General features: G+C 68.1%; 16 protein-coding genes. 6 read left to right on the top strand and 10 right to left on the bottom strand.

Features of this window, described 5'->3' with window-relative positions; translation table 11 throughout:
• The first annotated feature begins 169 nt into the window (after nt 1-169).
• Nucleotides 170-1,147: a tripartite tricarboxylate transporter substrate-binding protein gene (locus tag J2739_RS08115; RefSeq protein ID WP_309900340.1), complete on the top strand. Its 978-nt coding sequence runs from the start codon at nt 170-172 to the stop codon at nt 1,145-1,147.
• 113 nt (nt 1,148-1,260) lie between these two features.
• Here the strand turns inward: J2739_RS08115 and J2739_RS08110 are convergent, their stop codons facing one another.
• The 3 genes from J2739_RS08110 to xylF all read right to left on the bottom strand — a co-directional run bounded on the left by J2739_RS08110 (nt 1,261) and on the right by xylF (nt 4,266).
• Nucleotides 1,261-2,040, bottom strand: a complete 780-nt coding sequence (locus tag J2739_RS08110) for an ATP-binding cassette domain-containing protein (protein ID WP_309900338.1) — start codon at nt 2,038-2,040, stop codon at nt 1,261-1,263.
• On the bottom strand, nt 2,037-3,170 hold the full coding sequence (locus tag J2739_RS08105) for a sugar ABC transporter permease (protein ID WP_405053860.1): 1,134 nt from the start codon (nt 3,168-3,170) through the stop codon (nt 2,037-2,039). Before J2739_RS08105 ends, J2739_RS08110 begins: the two co-directional genes overlap by 4 nt.
• Nucleotides 3,171-3,240: 70 nt before the next feature.
• A complete protein-coding gene (xylF, locus tag J2739_RS08100) occupies nt 3,241-4,266 on the bottom strand; it encodes a D-xylose ABC transporter substrate-binding protein (protein WP_309900334.1) in 1,026 nt (341 codons plus the stop codon).
• 576 nt (nt 4,267-4,842) lie between these two features.
• Between xylF and J2739_RS08095 the strand changes: the two genes are divergently transcribed.
• On the top strand, nt 4,843-5,205 hold the full coding sequence (locus J2739_RS08095; RefSeq protein ID WP_309900332.1) for a hypothetical protein: 363 nt from the start codon (nt 4,843-4,845) through the stop codon (nt 5,203-5,205).
• A gap of 282 nt (nt 5,206-5,487) precedes the next feature.
• Here the strand turns inward: J2739_RS08095 and J2739_RS08090 are convergent, their stop codons facing one another.
• Entirely contained in the window at nt 5,488-6,414 is a 927-nt protein-coding gene (locus J2739_RS08090; protein WP_309900330.1) for a 1-acyl-sn-glycerol-3-phosphate acyltransferase, read from the bottom strand.
• Between the two features lie 355 nt (nt 6,415-6,769).
• Between J2739_RS08090 and J2739_RS08085 the strand changes: the two genes are divergently transcribed.
• The gene (locus tag J2739_RS08085) at nt 6,770-8,107 is read left to right on the top strand and encodes an NHL repeat-containing protein (RefSeq protein WP_309900328.1); all 1,338 of its coding nucleotides are present in this window, start codon (nt 6,770-6,772) and stop codon (nt 8,105-8,107) included.
• Between the two features lie 12 nt (nt 8,108-8,119).
• On the opposite strand, the gene J2739_RS08080 is transcribed toward J2739_RS08085, so the two are convergent.
• The 5 genes from J2739_RS08080 to J2739_RS08060 form a co-directional block, all read right to left on the bottom strand.
• The gene (locus J2739_RS08080; protein ID WP_309900326.1) at nt 8,120-9,013 is read right to left on the bottom strand and encodes a hypothetical protein; all 894 of its coding nucleotides are present in this window, start codon (nt 9,011-9,013) and stop codon (nt 8,120-8,122) included.
• 257 nt (nt 9,014-9,270) lie between these two features.
• A complete protein-coding gene (locus J2739_RS08075) occupies nt 9,271-11,034 on the bottom strand; it encodes an IlvD/Edd family dehydratase (protein ID WP_309900324.1) in 1,764 nt (587 codons plus the stop codon).
• A 17-nt stretch (nt 11,035-11,051) separates the two neighbouring features.
• Complete coding sequence (locus J2739_RS08070; protein ID WP_309900322.1) at nt 11,052-12,413, bottom strand: DUF5666 domain-containing protein; 1,362 nt, start codon at nt 12,411-12,413, stop codon at nt 11,052-11,054.
• Nucleotides 12,410-13,279: a DUF6502 family protein gene (locus J2739_RS08065; protein WP_309900320.1), complete on the bottom strand. Its 870-nt coding sequence runs from the start codon at nt 13,277-13,279 to the stop codon at nt 12,410-12,412. Before J2739_RS08065 ends, J2739_RS08070 begins: the two co-directional genes overlap by 4 nt.
• Nucleotides 13,280-13,295: 16 nt before the next feature.
• Nucleotides 13,296-13,496, bottom strand: coding sequence for a hypothetical protein (locus tag J2739_RS08060; protein WP_309900318.1), 201 nt, complete (start codon nt 13,494-13,496; stop codon nt 13,296-13,298).
• Nucleotides 13,497-13,656: 160 nt separating this feature from the next.
• On the opposite strand from J2739_RS08060, the gene J2739_RS08055 reads away from it, so the two are divergent.
• The 3 genes from J2739_RS08055 to J2739_RS08045 all read left to right on the top strand — a co-directional run bounded on the left by J2739_RS08055 (nt 13,657) and on the right by J2739_RS08045 (nt 16,414).
• Complete coding sequence (locus J2739_RS08055; RefSeq protein ID WP_309900316.1) at nt 13,657-13,989, top strand: hypothetical protein; 333 nt, start codon at nt 13,657-13,659, stop codon at nt 13,987-13,989.
• A complete protein-coding gene (locus J2739_RS08050; RefSeq protein ID WP_309900314.1) occupies nt 13,986-14,312 on the top strand; it encodes a hypothetical protein in 327 nt (108 codons plus the stop codon). Before J2739_RS08055 ends, J2739_RS08050 begins: the two co-directional genes overlap by 4 nt.
• Nucleotides 14,313-15,721: 1,409 nt before the next feature.
• Nucleotides 15,722-16,414, top strand: coding sequence for a hypothetical protein (locus tag J2739_RS08045; protein ID WP_309900312.1), 693 nt, complete (start codon nt 15,722-15,724; stop codon nt 16,412-16,414).
• On the opposite strand, the gene J2739_RS08040 is transcribed toward J2739_RS08045, so the two are convergent.
• A complete protein-coding gene (locus tag J2739_RS08040) occupies nt 16,377-18,482 on the bottom strand; it encodes a PQQ-dependent dehydrogenase, methanol/ethanol family (RefSeq protein ID WP_309900310.1) in 2,106 nt (701 codons plus the stop codon). The two genes, J2739_RS08045 and J2739_RS08040, sit on opposite strands and share 38 nt — an antisense overlap.
• Between the last annotated feature and the right edge of the window lie 119 nt (nt 18,483-18,601).

Genomic DNA, 18,601 nt, shown 5'->3' with positions numbered 1-18,601 from the left:
CGCGCACTTCCGCCTCGCCGGGCATGCCTGATGGTTCGGTCACCAGCTCTCGTCACCCGCGGACTCGCAGCCAATGAGCGTGGATTACCTAAGGGCATTCCGGTATTTCCTGCCCTGCTGACGACGATAAGATCGCGGCCTTTTAACCCGGACTCATCCAGGAGAGCACATGAAGAGACTGTTGGCCTTCGCGGCCATTGCGGCAGCTGTCACCGGCGCATATTCACAGGACTTCCCCGGCAGCAAGCCCATCACCATCGTCGTGCCCTTCTCCGCCGGCGGTCCGACCGACCGGGTCGCGCGTGACCTGGCCGAGGCCCTGCGCAAGCCGCTGGGCGGCGGCAGCATCGTGATCGACAACGTGCCCGGCGCCGGCAGTTCCATCGGCGCGGCCAAGGTGGCGCGCGCCGCGCCGGACGGCTACACGCTGCTCCTGAACCACATCGGCATGGCCACCGTCCCGACCCTGGTTCGCAACGTGCCCTTCAAGGTCGAGACCGACTTCGAGTACCTGGGCATCGTCAACGACGTGCCGATGACGCTCATCGCCAAGCCTTCGATGAAGGCCAACAACTACAAGGAGCTGACGGCCTGGCTCGCGGAGAACAAGGGCAAGATCAACCTCGGCAACGCCGGCGTCGGCTCGGCATCGCACCTGTGCGGCCTGCTGTTCCAGAGCGCGACCAAGACCGAGATGACGCCCGTGCCGTACAAGGGCACGGCGCCTGCCATCACCGACCTGATCGGCGGCCAGATCGACCTGCTGTGCGACCAGACCACCAACACCTCGCCGCAGATCGAGGCCAAGAAGGTCAAGGCCTACGCGGTGACCACCTCGAAGCGCCTGACCACGCCCTTGCTCAAGGACCTGCCCACGCTGCAGGAGTCGGGGCTGAAGGACTTCCAGATCACGATCTGGCATGGCCTCTACGCGCCCAAGGGCACGCCGCCGGCCATCACGAAGAAGATCAACGACGCGCTCAAGGTCGCGCTGAAGGACCCTGACTTCATCAAGAAGCAGGAAGGCCTGGGCGCCGTGGTCGCCAGCGACAAGCGCATCGAGCCGGCCGAGCACAAGAAGTTCGTGGCCGCCGAGATCGCGAAGTGGAGCCCGATCATCAAGGCCGCCGGCGTCTACGCGGATTGACCCGGTCTCGATGACGAAGGTGCGGCGCGCAGGCGCTGCGCCTTCGAAGCCGGACGCAGCGGCCCGAGGCACTCGTGCAATGCGAGTGCCGCCGCCTCCGGCAGCCCGGGGCCTCACGAAGACTTGTGTTCGGCCTGCGCTTTGCCCGCGGGACGCTTGCCCGCGATGATCATGCCGAGCACCTCGTCCTCGTTCACGTCGGCGGTGCGGTAGGTGCCGACCAGGCGGCCGTTCTTCATCACCGCCACGCGGTCGCTGAGGCCGAAGACATCGGGCATGTCGTGCGTGATCAGGAAGATGCCCACCCCATCGGCCTTGAGCTGCTTGACCAGCGAACCGACCATCGCCGTCTCTTCCGGGCCGAGGGCGGCGCACGGCTCGTCCATGATCAGGATGCGGGCGTTGAAATAGAGCGCGCGCGAAATCGCCACCACCTGCCGCTGGCCGCCCGAGAGGCGCCGCACCGGCACGCGGATGTTGGTGAAGTTCTTGTTGAGGCGGCGGAACACCTTGCGCGCCTCGGTCTCCATGAAGTGGTCGTCCAGCGTGCGCCAGGGCGTGAGCTTCTCGCGGCCGAGGAAGAGATTGGCCACCGAGTCCAGGTTGTCGGCCAGTGCGAGCGTCTGGTAGATGGTCTCGATGCCCAGGGCCTGCGCTTCCGAGGGCGTGCGGATGTGCACCACCTCGCCCGCGACGCGCGTCTCGCCCGAGTCGACAGGGTAGGCGCCGGCCAGCATCTTCATCAGCGTGGACTTGCCCGCGCCGTTGTGGCCGAGCAGCGCGACCACCTCGCCGGCATAGAGGTTGACGCTGACGTCGTCCACCGCCTTCACGCCGCCGAAGGCCTTGCGGATTTCGCGCAGTTCGACCAGGGGCGCCGCGGCGCTGCTCATCGAGTCTCTCCGAAGCGGCGGCGGTACAGCACGTCGAAGACGACGGCGACGATCAGCACCTGCCCGATGATCACCATCCGCTTGCCGATGGTCACGTCGAGCAGCAGCATGCCGCTGTCGAGCGACTGCATGATCAGCGCGCCCAATACCGAGCCGAAGATCGAGCCGCTGCCGCCCGCCAGCGCGGCGCCGCCGATCACCGCGGCCGCGATCACGTACAGCTCCATCCCCGAGCCCAGCGAGTTGGTGCCGGCGTTGAGCCGCGCGATCGACACGATGGCCGCCAGCGTGACCAGGACCGCCAGCAGCGCGAACAGCATCATCGTCACCCGCTTGACCGGGATGCCCACCAGCGCCGCCGCATCGGGATTGCCGCCCATCGCGAACACGTATCGCCCGAAGCGCGTGCGGTGCACGATGAAGGACAGCACCACCGCGACCACCGCCCAGATCAGCACCGGGATGGGCAGGCCCTGCGGCTCGGGCTTGGAGGAGATCTGGTAGCTGTTCATGGTCCACGCGAAGGCCAACACCACCAGCACCGGCACCGCCGTCAGCACGAGATCGAGCCCCAGCGGCTCCACCGGCATCTCGTGCCGCTGGCGCGCGCGGCGCTGCTGCAGCATGCGCGCGAACAGCACCACCGCCACCAGCGCCGCCAGCGCCCACGTCGCCGTGACACCGATGCCGCCGTCGTAGCCGCCGCCCAGGCGCTGGAAGAACTCGTCGTTGACCGGCTGCGTCTTGCCGTCGGCCACCAGGAAAGCCGCGCCGCGAAACGACATCAGCCCGCCCAGCGTGACCACGAACGACGGCACCCCCAGCATCGCCGTCAGCCCGCCCTGGTAGAGCGACACCAGCAGCGCCACCGCCAGCCCCGCCAGGCACGAGGCCGGCCACGACCAGCCCGAGGTGTACTGCAGGTAGGCCACCAGCACGCCCACGAAGCCCATCACCGAGCCCACCGAAAGATCGATGTGGCGGGCCACGATCACCAGCACCATCACCGTGGAGACGATGCCGACCACCGCGGTCTGCTGCGCGATGTTGTAGAGGTTCTCGGGCGTGAGGAACAAGCCGCCCGACAGCCAGTGGAAGGCCAGCGCCATCACCAGCAGCAGCGCGCACATCAGCAAGAGGCGCAGGTCGATGCCGCTGCGCCGCCAGAAGCCCGGCGAGTCGCCCGTCACGACCCGGGCTTCACTTGCAGGCGGCAGGGGCCTTGTCACCCGTGACGCCCTTGCAGAGCTCGTCCTTCTTGATCCAGCCGGCCTTGACCACCACGTCGAGGTTGTCGCGCGTGATCGGCACCGGCGTGAGCAGGCGCGAGGAGATTGCCACCTTCTTCTCGCCGCCGCTCCAGTTGGACGCCTTGTCCGGCGTCTTGCCCTGCACCAGTGCCATCGCGGCGGAGGCGGCCTCGCGGCCGAGCTCGCGCGAGTCCTTCCACACCGTGACCGTCTGCGAGCCGAGGGCCACGCGGTTGAGCGCCGCGAAGTCCGCGTCCTGCCCCGACACCGGAATGCCGCGAATCCCCTTGGCCGTGAGCGCCGCCACCGCCCCGCCGGCCGTGCCGTCGTTGGACGCCACCACCGCATCGACCTTGCCGCCGGCCTTGGTGAGGATCTGCTCCATGTTCTTCTGCGCCACCTCGGGCTTCCAGCCGTCGGTGTACTCGTCGCCGACGATCTTGATGTCGCCCTTCTTCACTGCGTCGGCCACGATCTCCTGTTGCCCGGCGCGCAGGAAGTTGGCGTTCGGGTCGGTGGGCGATCCCTTGATGAACACGTAGTTGCCCTTGGGCTGCACCTTGTAGACCGCGCGCGCCTCCATGCGGCCGACCTCCACGTTGTCGAAGGTGATGTAGAAGACGCCGGGCGTTTCGATCAGCCGGTCGTAGGCCACCACCGGCACCTTCTGGCGCACTGCCTTGTTGACCGCGGGCAGGATCGCGTCCTTGTCCATCGCCAGCACGATCAGCGCCTTGGCGCCCTTGGACATCAGGCCGTCGATGTCGGCCAGCTGCTTCTCGGGCGAGCCGCCCGCGTCGGCGCTGATGTACTTGGCGCCCAGCTTCTCGAGCTGCGCCTTGATCGCGGCCTCGTCCGTCTTCCAGCGCTCCTCCTGGAAGTTGGACCAGCTCACGCCGACCACGGTCTGAGCGCAAGCGGCGATGGCGGAAAGGCCGAGGGCCAGGGCGCCGAGGGCGCGAAGAGGCTTGTTCATGGGCAGATCTCCGGGGATTGTTGGGCTTGTTGCCGCGGGCGTCGCCGCGCGGAGGCGCTGGGTGGCGGCGGCGGATTGACTATGGCTAGCCCGTTTGGGCGGGGCTATCGGGGGAATCCCTGCGGGAGAAGGTGGTACAGGGGTGATGAAGGTCGGCGGTGTTGCGTCATCGCATCTGCCTGGCCCCTGTGGCGATTTGGCCGGGCTCGGCCGCTTGCGGATCTACGTGATTCGTAGAGCGGACGCGCAGGCATTCGTGGACCATCGAAGGGACGGCGACGACGCGTTCAATCCAGGTTCCCGAGCCAACCACCGCGGCGGAGGGGCCCTACGTCTACACGGTTCTTCGCTACGACACGACATCGTCACGGCCGAGTTCATCAACGTTGGTGTTGTCGTGGCATCGTGCGATGCGCCTTGTGTCACAGCGAGGTTCAACACTGCGTCCGGTCGGGGAGGGAAATAGAGCGCTCCGCAGTCGACGGCTCAGGCGTGAGCATCAGCCGCGGCTGACGGTGATGCGTTCGATGCTCCCGCCGCGTCGTCTACTTCGATTCCGAAGCTGGGTTCTTCATCTTGTCTTTTGCCATCGAATCCGTGCTCGCGGAATTGCGCTCGGCGCCGGCCCGGGCGGGCTTCGACTTCGAGCGGGCAGCGGCAGGCCTTTCGACATCCCCCGAACTGGAGCTGTTGAGCACAGGGTTCTGCTTGCGCGCGATCTCCGGGGTGGCGCCGCTGGTGCCGATCGCCGGATGCGTCGGAGGGGTGGTCGGACTCGGCGTCGACGTTTCGTCGCTGCCGCCGGTCGCCGGGTGGGTGGGGGGTGCTCCCGGTGCTGCCGTCTGGGCCGTGGCACAGAAGGATGCGAGCGCCAGGCAAGTCGCCACTAGCGCAGTGCTGATCGTGGACATCGTGCGTCTCCTTGAAGCCAAGCAATGACTTCATTTGGCGCCTGCCCTGTGCCCGTGCTGTGCGAGGCCCGCCCCGTTTGCTGTCGGAGGCACCCTACGCTGGTCGATGACGCATTCCCTGGCCGCCGGGACACGAGCGATCCCGGTGCCGGTAACTCGCCTCGACCGTGTCGGCATCGATCTGGCGGATCGATCGGACGAACAGCTCCTCGAAGGAGTCATAAGAACTTCGACATGTTCGACTCGTTGCAAGGCCCGATGCCGCACTTCGCGGTTGGAACTTTTCCCAGTGCTGCACACCGCTCAGCAGTCAATTTCCACGCAGAACGAGTGGCTCCCGGGGCCCTGTCATGCGTTCGGCCGACGCGTCCGCAAAGATGAGCTGGCGCATCTGCGCCGCGATGCGCGCGCCGAGTGCCTGCGCCCCGTCCGCTTCCACGTCCGGCGAATGGCCGAAGGCGACCCTGGCGACCTGATCGCGGTAGCGCGGCAGCGCCACCTGCAAGGCTGCAGCGAGCTTCTCCTTGTCGCGCGCCGCGCGGCGCAATAGCGTGAGCGGATGCCGCTGTGCATCCGGCGAGACGACATGGCTCACCAGCGCGGGCACGAAACGTGTGCGGGGCACGAGCCGTGCGAGCAAGGTGTAGCTGCCGGACCAGTTCTGCAATGACGCTGTTGCCCGCTGCGGACCGAAGAGGGCGGGATCGGGTTCGATCTCTCCTGCCGGGAAGGTGAGCAGGGCGCCGCCTTCCTGCAGATGCCTGGCGGCTGCACGTATCGCGGCCATGCGCCCGCCTTCTTCATCCGGCAGAAAGATCAGTTGCCGCGCGACGTTGGGCAGGGCACGAAGAAAGGGGCGATCCAGCGCAATCACCCGAAGGTCGGGACGTGACGCGAGACTGGTAAAGAGCGCGACGGTGTCGGTCATGCCGGGGTGGTTTGCCAGAATGACCACCGGGCCTTGCGGCGGAACGTGTTCGAGGCCGGAGGCGACGATGCCGGCGCTCATCCGGCTCATCAGCCACGCACTGCCTTGCGCAAGGCCATGCGTGCCGACGCGCGTGTCGAACTCGTGCGCAGTGCGGGCAAAGCGGCGGGCCGCAGGCAGAAACAAGCGGCACAACGATGTGCCACGCAGGCGTGACAAACCCACCGAATCCAGCAGGTCGACGAGGTTGATCTCGGTCAGGGTGTCGACCCATGGTGACGCGGTGGCGGCCATCTGCTGGTGGGGCATTGGATAGGGACTGGCTGGGCGGGCATCATTCTTTCATTAGTACATCCGTTTTCAGAATGCATGATTAGTATGTAAGAATTAGAGACTAATTGTTGCTTTCGAGGGTGAGAGGATGTATCTGAAAAAATGGGCCTCGGCCGCGTTGACGGCCGCGAGGTTGCTTGGTGTCGGCACAGTGCTTTTGGCGAGTGCGTGCGGTGGCGGCGGGGGCGGCGGGGGCGGCGGCCTTCTTCCGGTGACGGCTGGGACGTCCACGCCAGCGGCGACGTCGTCCATATCCACGACGCCCACGACAACGCCCACGGCGTCGGTCGACAACAACGTGAAGGTCACCTTCGACACCTCCACATTGACGATGAATTACCAGATGGGCGCCACCGCACCGAGCGAGGCGCTCATCAACGCCTTCGCTGAAGGCGCAACGGCCAGTGGCCTGTTCGTGCGCGTAACCACGCCGGACGGCCAAGCCGACCCTTACGTCGAGAGCACGCAGGTGGCCCTGACCGGCCTGTCGGGGCGTATCGCTGTGAAACCCAAGGCCGGCCTGGCCCCCGGCGTCTACAAAGGCAAGCTGGTCCTTCACGCATGTTCCGACTCGGCCTGCGCTGTGGTCTATGCCGGCTCGCCCTGGACCGTCAGCTACACGCTGACCGTGACCATGGTGTACGCAGCGCTGGACACCAGCAGCTTCGGCGCTCCCAAGACCATGGTGTACGACGCCGCGCATGGCGACATCTACGCCTCGTACCCGACGCCGTACGGCGGGGTCGGCCTGAGTGCCGTGGCGCGATTCCGCTCGGGCATCGCGGGCTGGGCAGGCTCGACGCTTTCCGTTCCCGGCTTGAAGGACATTGCCCTGGCAACCGATGGCAGCGTGCTGGCGGCGACCGACACCAGCGACAAGGTCAACCTGATCGATCCGGTGACTTTCAGCGTGAAGAGCAGCCATGTCTCGCCCTCCGGGATCGCCGACCAGGGGAACCTGGAGGAAGTGGACATCGCCTTCACCAGCGACGGCAAGTTGTGGATGGCGACGGGCACGGGCAGCAGCTGGCACGGGCTGGGCTACTTCGATCTGCGGACGTCCACCTTCGGAAACGCGTCGCCTCCTTGTGCCCACTGCTATGGAGGCCAGTTCTTCGCGGTTTCGCGCGATGGCTCCCGGCTGATGTTCACGCAGTCGGCGTCGATATCGCCGGCGCCGCCGATGCTCTACAGGGACACGGCCGATGGCACCTTCAAACCGAATCCCATCGGGCTGACCTTCTTCTACTACCTGACGAGTCTCAGCGACAGCGGCGACCGCTTCCTGATGATGGGCCGCACGGTCTACGACCGCGCGTTCGGCACGGTAGGCCAAGTGCCGCAGCCGCCCAAGGGCGTGAGAGCCGCTCAAATGTCGCCGGACGGGCGCCGTGCATACGTGCTGAGCTACGCAGTCGAGCCGGGCGATGCGTCCCCGCCCGTGGTCCAGGTCTTCGACACCAGCGCAGCGGCGGGCACGCAGATCGATCTGCCGCTGGTCGGGAGCTTCACCATTCCGGACGTGCCCGGTTGCCAGACCTCCAGCTATCCCAACTATGACTGCTACCGGCCAAAGATGCGCCTCACCCCGGACGGCAACAATCTGCTGATCCTGGGCAGCAGGAAGCTCATCATCGCGCCCATTCAGCAGGCGTTGACCGGCCAGTAGGCTGCGCTCGCCTCAAGCCGCCTGAACGGCAACGAGCCAGAGCTGCGCCCCCTGCTGCGGCGTCGAGGTCCAGGTCACGTTGTAGCTGCCGGCCGCGTCCACCTGCCTGACGGCCACGGCGCACTGCACCAGTGCCCCTGACGCCAGCACCGAATCGATCACGGTGAAGCCGTTGTCCGGCACGGCCGTCTTGTCCAGGTCGACACCGGCATCGCCCCACCACCAGGCGACGAGCAGCGCAGGGCCGGTGGTGCTGACACTGGCGCTGGTCAGGGGCTGGCCCGACAGCACCTCCCGCCATTGCACATCGCGAATGACACCACCGTTGGCGACCTCGACAAGGGTCAGGGTCGTTTCGTCGGTGACCTTGGGTTTCGCCGCAGTGACCACGTGCCCTGCCATGCCCCGGGCCTGCGCACAGGCATACAAGGCCGTCCCCGAGCTCGGCCAGAGCGTGTAGGTGTGCGGCACGCCGAGCTGGACGAAGACATTGCCCGCGTTGTCCGTCGGCGCGGAGTCCGCCAGCACGCCCCGCCCGATGCAGACCAGCAGGGTGCTGCCGGACGGGCGCGTGGTCACGCCGGAGATGGGCAAGGACGAGGACGTCACTTCATCACGGTTGAAGGCGAGCGCATGTGCGCCGAGGCCTGGCGCGTCGGAACCAGACGCAGGCGCCGGTGCAGGCGCGGGTGCAGGGGCAGGAGGCGGAGCGGGAGGAGCAGCACCGGCCGTGGCGATCGCCGCGGCAGCCACTGCGCCGCCGCCACCGCCCCCGCCACCGCCTCCACAGGCCGTGAGCGTTGCGGTTCCAGATGCGATGCCGACCGTCGCCAGTGCCCACAGTCGATGCAACAGGTCTCGGCGCTCCCGCAGCCGCGGTGCCGCCCTGTCGGAGGGTTCATTCATGTCGACGCTCCGTCTTGTTCGACTCCCGATTGTGGAACAAGGCGATCCGCAAACCAATGTATTCAGTCGACCGAGCTGTTACCGACCGTCAGTGGCCGACGAGTGCAGGCTTCACGTGAAAAAGGCGATGAGGCCGAGGCTTCCTGCGCCGCGCGTTTCGGATCGACGGCAACTGCCCCTCGACAGCCGTTTCATGGCGCTGTTGCGGATGAAGACATGAACGCGAACGCACTCATCGCGCGGCCGGCGCTGCGATATCAGCGCGGGACCTTGCCGATGGTCCGGGGTGCGCGCAGGAAGTCGAAGTCCACGCCCCGGTCGGCCTGCGTTACGGTCTGCAGGAAGAGCTTGCGGTAGCCGCGTTCGGCGCTGGGCGCGACGACCGGCGATTCGCTCGCGCGGCGGGCGAGTTCGTCGTCGGACACCAGCAAGGCGATCTCGCGTTTCGAGACGCTCAACCGGATGCGATCGCCGTTGCGCACGTGGGCCAGGGATCCGCCCATGGCCGATTCAGGGGTCACGTGCAGCACGATGGTGCCGAAGGCGGTACCGCTCATGCGTCCATCGGAGATGCGCACCATGTCCTTGACGCCGGCGCGCGCGAGCTTGCGCGGGATGGGAAGGTAGCCGGCCTCGGGCATGCCGGGCGCGCCCTTGGGGCCGATGTTCTTCAGCACCAGGACATCCTGCGGCGTCACGTCGAGCGCGTCGCTGTCGATGCGGCGGGCCAGGTCCCCGACGTTCTCGAAGACGACAGCGCGACCTTCGTGCTCCATCAGCGCCGGGTCGGCGGCGGACTGCTTGATGATGGCGCCGCCGGGCGCGAGATTGCCGCGCAGCACCGCGATGCCGCCCTGCGGATAGATCGGATCGGCGATGGTGCGAACCACGTCCTGCGCGAAGCCCGCGCCGGCGCGCTCCAGCTCCTCGCCCAGCGTGCGGCCGGTGACGGTCAGGGCATTCAGCTGCAGCAGCGGCTTGAGTTCGCGCAGCAGGGCCGGCATGCCGCCGGCTCGATGGAAGTCTTCCATGTAGTGCTGGCCGGAGGGCTTGAGGTCGAGCAGCACCGGCGTCTCGCGGCCCATGCGGTCGAGCGCGGCGAGGTCGACATCCAGCCCCATGCGGCCCGCGATAGCGGTGAGGTGGACGATGCCGTTGGTCGAGCCGCCGATCGCCAGCAGCACGCGCATCGCGTTCTCGAAGGCTTCGGGCGTCAGCACCTTGTCGATGGTGAGTCCGTCGCGCGCCATTTGCACGGCCTGCGCGCCGGATTGCTCGGCAATGCGGATGCGGTCGGCCGTGACGGCGGGCGGCGACGCGCCGCCAGGCACCGTCATGCCGAGCGCCTCGGCGATGCAGGCCATCGTGCTGGCGGTGCCCATGACGGAGCAGGTGCCGACGCTGGCCACCAGTTGGTTGTTGACGTCGACGGTCTCCTCGGCCTCGATCTCGCCCGCTCGGTACTTCGCCCAGTAGCGGCGGCAATCGGTGCACGCGCCGACGCGCTCGCCGCGGTGGCTGCCGGTGAGCATCGAGCCGGTGACGAGCTGGATCGCCGGGAGGCCGGCCGATGCGGCGCCCATCAGCTGCGCGGGCACCGTCTTGTCGCAGCCGCCGATGAGGACGACGGCGTCCATCGGCTGCGCGCGCACCATCTCCTCGGTGTCCATTGCCATCAGGTTGCGCAGGTACATGCTGGTCGGCGAGGCGAAGCTCTCGTGGACCGAGATGGTCGGGAACTCCATCGGCAGGCCGCCGGCGAGCATCACGCCGCGCTTGACGGCTTCGATGAGCTGCAGCGCGTTGCCATGGCAGGGGTTGTAGGCGCTGCCGGTGCCGGCGATGCCGATCACGGGTCGGTCGAGCGCCGCGTCGGTGTAGCCGGCGCCCTTGATGAAAGCCTTGCGCAGGAAGAGCGAGAAGCCCTGGTCGCCATAGCTGGTCAGGCCCTTTCGCAGACCGGCCGTGCCGGCATTTCCCGCGGCGTCTTCCGGATCGAAGGGCGATTTTTGCGCGGGCATGTCCGTGAAAAGGCGCGTCACTCGAATGTGACGCGCGTGGCGATGAGCACGCCATTCACGACCTGCGACCCCAGGACGTTGACGTTGACGCCATTTCCGAGATTTGCCGCGGTGCCGTTGACGAACACGACGCCCGCACCGCTGGCATCGACGGGCTGGCCTTTCACCCAGAAGCTCGCGGCCGAGCTGAAGTTGCCGATGGCGCCGATCAGGTTGAAGGACGAAGGCCCGCCGGTGCCCGGCACGTTGCGGATCTTGAGCTTCGTGGCCTGCAGGACGCCGTTGGACATGACGCCGCCGACCTCCACTTTGACGCCGTTGCCCACTGCGCTGGCAAGGCCGCCGGTGATGGTCGCCGAAGAGGCGTTCACCGGGACGCCGAGCACGCGCAGCGACCCCAGGCCGGCGTAGTCGGTGACGATGCCGGCGATCTGGACCGGCGTGGCATTCGCCCGCGGCACGGGATACCACCACTGCACGAGGGTGGCCGGCAGGCGGCCCGGCAGCACGGCATTCGCGCGCACGCGCACCAGGATGCCATTCGCCAGGGCGCTGCCGTCCGGGCTGCCGGCAATCACGGCCGCGCCATAGTCGACCGTCAAGCCGCCGAGGGTGAAGGTATGCCGGAGGACGTCGAGGTTCTGCACCGTGCCGGTGAGGATGGCCGCGGAGGGGCCGCGCTGCGCCACGCGCGTGGCGCGCAGGACGCCGGGTGCGCCCGGCAGGCCCCACACCTGCAGCGTGCTGCCGGGCACGAGGGCGGCAAGACCGCTGGTATCGGCCCACACGGTGGCGCTGTCCGTGGTCACCGTGGTGCCGAGGATGACGAAGCTGCCCTGCGTGAGATCGATCGAGGACACCGTCCCGCGCAGATCCGCGGCGGAATCGACGCGGCGGGCGACGCCGCTCGTGAAGTCGGCGTTGAACGGGCCCGTGACCTTCGCGCTCATGCCCAGCTGCAGTGCGGCCGCATCCTCGATGTTCAGGATGGCGGTGTCGGTGTCGTAGCGCAGCCCGTTGACGATGATGCTGCCGGCCCCGTCGACCGCGCCGACGCCGGATGCATCGGCGGTGCTCACGCCGGTGCCGCCGGACCCCACGCCCGATCCATCGCCGGCGGTGGAGGCGGTGCTGGTGCCGCCGGCGCTCGTGCCTGTTCCGCCGGCGCCGGACGCGCTTGCGTCGGAGCCGGTCGCTGCACCACCCTGGCCGTCGGCCCCGCCTGCCGACGGGCTCCCCTCGCCCGATATCAGCGCCGTCCCCGATCCCGCGGTGCCGACATTCCCGAAGGCAGCCCCCCCGCCACCGCCACCACCGCACGAGAGCAGCAGCGCGGTCGACAGCGCCAGCAAGCCGGCGCGCAGGAATGCGTACTTCATGCTTTTTTATCCGATGGTTTCGAGGCAGGCGCAGGGGACGCTTTTGCCACGTCCCCGGCGTCTTCATAGTAGGTGTAGATGCCGACCCGGATGCGACCCGAGGCCGTGCTCTCCGCCGCCTCGAAGGCACGCGTCATCTCGCGCGTCAGTTCGTGGTGCAGCGCGCTCCAGCGCTGCCGTGCCAGCTGGTGGATCCGCTCACAATCCTCGAGCGAGATGCCGGTGGCGAACACCGAGCGCTCGAGCAAGGGCTTGGGCGCGCCCAGCGTGTTGCTCACGCCGGCCAGGAGATGGTCGCGCGCGTTGTCGCCGAGGAAAGAGAGCATCCCCTTCATGTCCGTGGCGGGCACGAATCCGGCGGCGTTCAGGTCGACGCGGCCTTCGCGCTCGGTGGCCATGTTCAGCCGCACCAGCTCGTCGAGGATGGTGCGGTGATGCACGTTCCCGCGGCTGGCATGCCGGGCCACCGCCTCGAAAGAGGCCGTCTCGCCTCCTGCCGTGATCGGCAAGCTCAGCAAGGCAGGGTCGTCGGTGGACATCTGGAGCCAGAGTGTGAGGGTCTTGGCCGCGGCCGACATCTCGGTGTGCGGCAGGGGTTCTTCTGCTTCACGCACCTTAGCCGTCACCGCCTTGCGATTCAATCCGGTGGTCACCGAAAGTTGGCTGAGGTTCGGCTCGACGCCCTTGTCGAGCCAGGCCCGGCGCGCCTCGTCGATCAGAAGCTCGCGCAGCATCAGTTCGAGCTGCGCGTGCTTGAGGCCCAGCGCAAGCGCGAGGCGGATCATGGGACGCATGACCCGTGCGCAGGCCTCGAGCGCCCAGCCCATCGTGCCCTCGGCCGGCGGGCCCGCGCCCCCGACCTGCATGGCTGCGCCGCCTTTGTCAGGCCTGGCGCTGCTCGATCCAGTGCGTTTCGTCGCCATAAAGCCTGTTACCCAAGGCCATGGCCTCGTTGAGAAGGATTCGGTTGCGGGGTAGGTCGGGAAGCCAGAGACCGTCGCATCGGGCAGGCTGCTCCTGCACGACTTCGTCGGACCAGCGAAGCCTGATCTCGAACAGGGCGCGCAAGGTCTTAGGCGACACGGTGCTCTCCAGTGCAGAAGAAGACGGTCATTGACATGCGGTTACCAAAGGGACGATGAGATGCGTAACCGTCTGACACAACGGTGGCTGTGACTATAAGACAAGAGCATTATTGATGTGAAGTTTTCACATGCCCGTTCCGTCGATCGCAGAGGCACAAATGTCAAAGTCTGTCACACACAACAAGGGCTCGGTGGCTTGGCTGGGCGATCGCGCGAACGGCGCCGCCCGGTACGCGAGGGCATCGGCGCGCACTTCCGCGGAGCCGCGCGAGAAGAAGGTCCGCAGCGACTGGATCACTGCCATGCGCGCGAGGAAAGCGGTGCAGGCCAAGATCGCCGAGGCTTTCGGGCGGTACGTGGACGGCGCAGGCCCGGGGCCCACGGACGAACAGCTTCTGACCTTCGCAAGACTGGCGATCGCGGAGCACCGGCTCGAGCGCCGGCTTCGCTGGCCGCCACCCATCCTTCCTTCTCGAGGAGCGCAGCCATGACCTCTGTCGCCTCCGCCCGTCCGTCGGGCCCCTCGGACGTCGCCTTTGGGAGCCTGATCGACCTGGCAATGGTCCGAACGGGCGCGGTCTCGGTAGAGATCTGCGAAGCATGCAGCACCATCAATCTCGGCGGCGCGCGACTGTGCAAGGGCTGCTCTCACAAGCTGCCGGCGTTCTATGGCGAACAGCCCGCGCGCGACACGGCGGTGCCGCTCGGCGAGGCGCGCATGGCGCTGAGGCGCGGATGGACATGGGATCTGGCGGCCTTCTGGCTCGTCATCAACTCGCTGGCGGGTGCGACGGCGCTCGGCAACGTCTGGTAGCGGTCGTCACCGGTCCGATGCCATGCGAACCAAAGCCAACCAGCCGGTCACCGGCATGAGCGAAGCGGCAGTCCGCTCGCCTTTCGATCACGCGCCCGCCCCGGCCGCCAACGAGCCGTTGCTCCCGGACGCCCCGCCCTTATCGCGCACGCCGCCGAGACAGCCCGACTGGACGGACTGGACGCCGCCCGGGCCGGCCATTCCGCCGCACCAGCTGACGCGCGTCTGCGAATCCTGCCAGACGCTCAACAGGGACACGGCCCAGTACTGCCGGCATTGCGCGCGCAAGCTGTTGCCTCATGGCGTCACCGAACCGATCGAGACGAACACGGAAAAGGCGCGCAGCGATCCGCACGCGCGGCCGGCGCCTGGCGCGGCGCTGGACGCGTGGCCGCCGGTGCGCAAGCAGCACGGGAGCAGGACGGCTCGACGCGTGCTGGGAATTCCCGTCCCGCCGGGCGTCGATGCCTCCATCGTATGGCTGCTGATCGTGCTGGCCGTGTCGCACGTCGCCTTCGTGCTCTGGTATCTCGGCCGCTCGGCGCCGCCAGGCCGGCCCGCGCAATCGCTTCCGGCAACGAGTGCGTTGAAGCCGGCGGCGGAGCCGGAGCGCCGAACGGCAGCGACCGTGCCTTCCCAGCCCGCCGCGCCGGTGACCGAGGCCAGGCGCGAGCCAGACCCGCGGCCGGCGTCGAAGATGGAAGCACGCGTTGCCGCGCCAGCTGCGACGGGACCGACGGCCGCGACGGAACCGACGGGTGCAACGGAACCGACGGGTGCGACAGCGGCGACGGCTGCAACGGAACCGACGGGACCGACAGCTGCGACCGAACCGACGACTTCGACGGCTCAGCCTGCGCCGCGTCTGCAGGATGACGCGGTGCCTTCTTCGCCTGTCGAGACGGCAGCAGCTACGCCCCCCGCCGTCCTAGAAGCCGCGCCACCCGAAGCGACGCCCGTTCCCCTTGAGAGGACGGCGCCCGTCGAGACGGCCAAGGCCCCGGCGGCTGCGAGAGCGGATGCCCATCGCAGACCGGCCCAGCCGGCCAGGGGCAGCGAAGCAATGAAACTCGCCGAGCCTGCCAGGCCGCCCGAGCCCATGAAACTCGCTGAGCCGGCCAGGGCCGCCGAGCCCAGGGCCCAGGGCGACGTCGACGGTCGGGCGCTGTCCGCCTTGGTTCAGCAGCCGGTCACTGCGCCGCGGCCGGCGACCGCAGAGGCCCGGCCCCGGCAAATGCCGGCTCCGCAGATTCAGGCCGCCGTGCCCCGGGGCTCGATTTCCCCGGGCAACTGCGACCGCTACAACCCCTTCGGCGAAGCTGCCTGCCTGAATGCGAGGCCATCCGGCTCGGGCTCGGTGGCACGTTCCGGAAATTCGAAGGGGCCGGGCGTCGGCTACAACGACCGCTTTGTCTTTGCCGCCGGCGGAGCGGGAGCTTCCGGGGGAGGCGACAGCGGCGCGGGTGGAAGTGCTGGCGGTGGTGCCGGAGCTGGTAGCGGTGCGGGTGCCGGTGCTGGCGGTGGTGCCGGTGCTGGTGGTGGTGCCGGTGCTGGCGGTGGCGCTGGTGGTGGTGCAGGTGGTGCTGGTGGCGGCGCAGGTGGTGCCGGTGGCGGCGCAGGTGGTGCCGGTGGCGGCGCAGGTGGTGCTGGTGGCGGCGCAGGTGGTGCCGGTGGCGGCGCAGGTGGTGCTGGCGGCGGCGCAGGTGGTGCCGGTGGCGGCGCAGGTGGTGCTGGCGGCGGCGCAGGTGGTGCCGGTGGTGGCGCAGGTGGTGCCGGTGGTGGCGCAGGCGGTGGTGCTGGTGGCGGCCCCGGCGGCGGTGGTGGCCCTGGCGGTGGTGGCGGTCCCGGCGGTGGCGGTCCCGGCGGTGGTGGCCCTGGCGGTGGTGGCGGTCCCGGCGGTGGTGGCCCCGGCGGTGGTGGCGGTCCCGGCGGTGGTGGCGGTCCGGGCGGTGGTGGCCCCGGTGGCGGCGGCCCGGGTGGTGGTGGCGGCCCCGGCAGGTAAATCAGGAACCACCCCTCCCATCGACGCGGCGCCTCTCGGCGCCGTTGTCACGAGCGCGGCAGCTACTTCGGCCGAATGGCGTCCGCCGTCCCCTGGATAAAGGCCTTGATCTTCTCCACGTCCTCGGCGCTCAGCTTGCCGCTGAAGTCGGGCATGCCCCGCTCCATGGCCGGGCCCTTGAAGACGAACTTGTCCAGGTTCTCGATGAAGGCCGCGTTCATGTAGCCGAGGTTCGGGATGTTGCCGCCCCGGTCGACGCCCGGCACGCCATGGCAGAAGACGCAGTTGCTGACGTAGAGCAGGGTGCCGTCGGGCACCTTGGCCGGGTCGTACTTCACGCCCTGCAGCAGCTTGTCCATGCGGTACTGCACGAACTCCGGCTTCGGCGCATTGCCGCCGACCACGAAGGTGTAGACGGTGCCCGGCCCCTGGCGCTCGGTGGCGCGCGCTGCGAGGCCATAGACGCCGCCCCAGCCGACGGCGATCGAGACGTACTGCTTGCCGTCCACCATGTACGTGGCGGGCGCGGCGACCACGCCCGTGCCGGTGGCGGTCTCCCAAAGCTTCTCGCCAGTCTTCGCGTTGTACGCGACCAGGCGGCCGTCCGCCGTGCCCTGGAACACCAGGTTGCCGGCTGTCGTCAACGTGCCGCCGTTCCAGGGCGACACGTGCTCGACGGCCCAGGCCTCCTTCTGCGCGACCGGGTCCCAGGCGACCAGGCGGCCGATCGGCTTGCTCTTGGGCGGCTCGACATTGACGAACATCGCCGTGTTCCAGCCCAGTGCAGCATGCGGACGGGCCGGCTTGTTCTCGTTGAACTTCCAGTCCTTGTCGTCCATGAGGTTCAACGGGATGTTCTGCGCGGGGAGGTAGGCGAGGCCGGTCTGCGGATTGAAGGACATCGAATGCCAGTTGTGCGCGCCGAAGGGTCCGGGGATGCTGTCGCCGGGCTTGTCGCCCTCGCGCGCGGCGGCGACCTCGATGGGGCGGCCCTTGTCGTCGTAGCCGGTCGCCCAGTTGACATCGACGAAGTTCTTGGCGGAGATGAACTTGCCGTTGGTGCGGTCGATGACGAAGAAGAAGCCGTTTTTCGGCGCATGCAGGATGACCTTGCGCGGCTTGCCGTCGATCTTCAGGTCGGCCAGGATCATCGGCTGGGTCGAGGTGTAGTCCCAGTTGTCGCCGGGCGTCTCCTGGTAGTGCCAGACGTATTTGCCGGTGTCGGGGTTGAGCGCGACGATGGAGCCGAGATAGAGGTTGTCGCCGCCCTTGGGGCTGCGCTTGCTGCGCGCCCAGGGCGAGCCATTGCCGGTGCCCACATACATGAGATTGAGCTCGGGGTCGAAGGCGAGGGTGTCCCACGCGGTACCGCCGCCGCCGGATTCCCAATACCTGGCGGAAGGGTCCCAGGTCTTGGCGGCCTTGGCCATGGAGGCATCCTCGAAGGGCTTCGAAGGATCGCCGGGCACGGTGAACCAGCGCCACTTCTGCTCGCCGGAATTCGCGTCGTAGGCGGTGACGTAGCCACGCACGCCGTACTCGGCGCCGCCGTTGCCGATGATGACCTTGCCCTTGAAGACGCGCGGCGCGCCGGTGATGGTGTAGGAACGCTTGTGGTCGATCAGCGTGTCCTTCTCCCAGACGGGCTGGCCGGTCGCGGCGTCGAGCGCGATCAGGCGGCCATCGAATGCACCGACGAAGACCTTGCCCTGGTAGAGCGCGACGCCGCGGTTCACCACGTCGCAGCATCCCTTGAAGCCCTTGGAGCGGTCCACCTTCGGATCGAAGCTCCAGATCTTCTTGCCGGTGCGCACGTCGATCGCATGCACCACGCTCCAGGAGGCGCTGACGTACATGATGCCGTCGACCACCAGCGGGGTGGCCTCGACGCCGCGCGTGGACTCGAGGTCGTAGGACCAGGCCAGGCCCAGGTCCTTGACGTTGCCGGCGTTGATCTGGTCGAGCCTGCTGAAGCGGGTCTCCGCATAGTCGAGGCCATGGCTGGGCCAGTCGGGCGTCTTGGCCGCGTTGGCGCGGATGAAGGCGCCGTCCACGCGGCCGGTGGCGGCCTTGATGTGGTCTGCGGAGCCTTTGTCCTGCGCCGTCGCGGGCGCCATGGCAAGGCACAGCAAGGCGCCGAGCGCAAGCGCGGCATGGAGCTTCGTCATCGTGGGGTCTCCGGTGTCGTTGTGGGACGAAGAATCCTTCGCCGGCTGGCTTTGTTCACCCTCGGGATTTCCCTAGCGCCCGAGTGTTCCATTGCGGAACACATTCGACCGGCATTCGA

The organism is Variovorax soli (assembly GCF_031454625.1).
Classification (GTDB): domain Bacteria; phylum Pseudomonadota; class Gammaproteobacteria; order Burkholderiales; family Burkholderiaceae_C; genus Variovorax; species Variovorax soli_A.
The sequence above is the reverse complement of the archived record's forward strand: the minus strand, read 5'-3'. Positions and strand labels throughout refer to the sequence as shown.